The 2,169-nt window shown below is 44.6% G+C and carries 4 protein-coding genes; all 4 read left to right on the top strand.

Annotation, left to right across the window (positions count from 1 at the left end):
- A partial coding sequence (locus tag FHQ30_RS13270) for a hypothetical protein (RefSeq protein ID WP_500692256.1) occupies positions 1-359 on the top strand: 359 nt, incomplete at its 5' end.
- The gene (locus FHQ30_RS09060) at positions 346-858 is read left to right on the top strand and encodes a hypothetical protein (RefSeq protein ID WP_139625165.1); all 513 of its coding nucleotides are present in this window, start codon (positions 346-348) and stop codon (positions 856-858) included. The genes FHQ30_RS13270 and FHQ30_RS09060, both read left to right, overlap by 14 nt.
- Positions 848-1,120, top strand: coding sequence for a hypothetical protein (locus FHQ30_RS09065; protein ID WP_139615100.1), 273 nt, complete (start codon positions 848-850; stop codon positions 1,118-1,120). The genes FHQ30_RS09060 and FHQ30_RS09065 overlap by 11 nt, the downstream gene beginning before the upstream one ends.
- A 119-nt stretch (positions 1,121-1,239) precedes the next feature.
- On the top strand, positions 1,240-2,169 hold a 930-nt coding region (locus tag FHQ30_RS09070; RefSeq protein WP_500692257.1), incomplete at its 3' end, for a VENN motif pre-toxin domain-containing protein.

The following is a 2,169-nucleotide window of genomic DNA, read 5'->3' on the forward strand; positions in this document are numbered from 1 at the left end:
AATATGCCGAAGATGTGGCAAAAGAAGCGTTAATTAAAATTGCAAAAGAGGGCATCACGGATTCTGTTGAGCTGGCGAATATTACGGCAAAAGCCATCACGGGCGATGAGGTTTCGCAAGCCCAACTGCATGAAATGGGCAAAGCGATTAAAGCCTTGATACAATCACCGGTTACAACCATTTCGGATAGTATTAAATCACAGTTAGCGGAAGCTGATAGGCTAGAAGCCAATGGTCAAGCAAGAGAAGCTGATGCGGATGCAGGTGTATTTATCAACCGAACTCGGTGTGATTGGAGGGACGACTGGGGCTTTAAATCTGGTGAAAACAGGGGCCAAAAGTGCTGTGAAATTGGGTAAAGCAGATATTATTTCTAGTCCCGCTGGTTACCCACTAACTGAAGCTAAAATTAATGAAATTCTATTAATTGAAAAAGGAAAGAGACCAAATCCAACAGAATATTTACCTAAAGAGTATATAGATGCGCATTTATCTCAGTTTGATGATGGAGCGGTTAGGTTTTTTGTACCGCATAAAAGTGGAACGATCGGACCTGAAAATGCTTTTGTTTTACCAAAAACATATGTAGAAAATCTTTATAAAGCAACAGAGGGAAATATTAATTTGATTGAAGATAAATTAGGTCTTCCTTCAGGTTATTTAAGTTATGCAAAAGTTGCAATTATTGACAAACCTAATGTAAAAATCCCTTCAGGAAATGAAATAGGAGCTCATCCTGATTATTGGACTCCAGGCGGAAAAACATCAGGTAATGTTCCTGAAGCCATAATCTCAGAGCAATTAAAGGAAAGTGATGTTATTATAAAAAATATTGAGGATTTATTTAATGGAAAATGAATTGCCTGCAGGATATTGGATAAATAAAAAAAATAGCGAGTATTTTTATATTGGATTTCAATATGGTGGACATATGGGAGGAGAATGTGAAATTGCCATTCCTAAATTATTGTTTGATAAATTTTGTGATGATAAAGTATGGCGGTTAAATGCTATTGACCGTTTTGCAAAAATATTATTTTTAGCATTGCCAGAATTAAATATTCCAATTCCAGAAAGTGAGCGCAATAAGACAGGAGTGGTGCCTATTGACTGGGAGTAGTTGAAATTTATTTTCTAAATTTTTATTCTTAAAGATAGTTTGATGTATTAACAGATAAAAACCACTTTAGCACCGGCACACTGACCACGGAAAACATCGACAATTACAGCGATGTCAGCGTGCAGAGCGTCAGCGGCGGGTTGTCGACCGACATGGGCAATTTGACGATGACGGGCGTGGCGGCGGCGATGAGTGCCTTGGGCAATGTCAGCAAAGACGACAGCTCGACCACGCAAAGTGCGGTATCAAGCAATATCAACCTTGAGGTAAGAAACGGCGACGTGCCGACCGCCCTTTCGCGCGATACGGATAACGCCAACCAAAAAGTCACCGAATTCGACAAAACGGAATATCAAGAGCGTGCCGAAATGGCACAGGTGATAGGACAAATCAGCAACAACAGCATTGTGCTGAGCCTGAAACCAAAGCTGGACGAAGCGCAACAACAAAAAGCCGACGCAGAAGGGGTTCTTGCCAACGACAACAGCAGCACCGAACAGAAAGCGGCGGCACAAATTCAGCTGGCTAATGCGGAGCAGGCAATAGCAAAATACGGCAAAGGCGGCGCCATCCAAATGGCGGTGCGCGCCGTGACCGGCGTATTGCAAGGCATTGCAACCGGCAGTGCCGAAAGTGCGGTTGTGGGCGGGGTATCGCCCTACGCCAATCTGGCAATTAAACAAGCGACCGAAGGCAACGACAGCGCCAACATCATGGCACACGCCGTGTTGGGCGCAGTCGAAGCCTACGCCACCGGCAATAACGTGGCTGCGGGCGCAGTGGGGGCAGCCAGCGGCGAGTTAGCAGCAAAAATCATCACCGAACAGCTTTACGGCACAACGGCAGATAAACTGACCGAAGAGCAAAAAGAAACGGTTTCGGCGCTAAGCCAAATTGCCGCAGGCTTAAGCGGCGCCTTGGTTGGCGACAGCACCCAAAGTGCGGTTGCGGGAGCCGAGATTGGAAAACGGGCGGTGGAGAATAATTACCTTTTTAAACACGAAGTTGAACGGCAAGCCGAGTTGTTAGTGAAGCAAAATACGGAAGGT

It is taken from the genome of Testudinibacter sp. 'clade 2', assembly GCF_006227735.1.
Lineage (GTDB): Bacteria > Pseudomonadota > Gammaproteobacteria > Enterobacterales > Pasteurellaceae > Chelonobacter.

Bases quoted from the DNA above. Each gene is read 5' to 3' on its own strand.
- FHQ30_RS09065 (WP_139615100.1), top strand. From the start codon at position 848: ATGGAAAATGAATTGCCTGCAGGATATTGGATAAATAAAAAAAATAGC.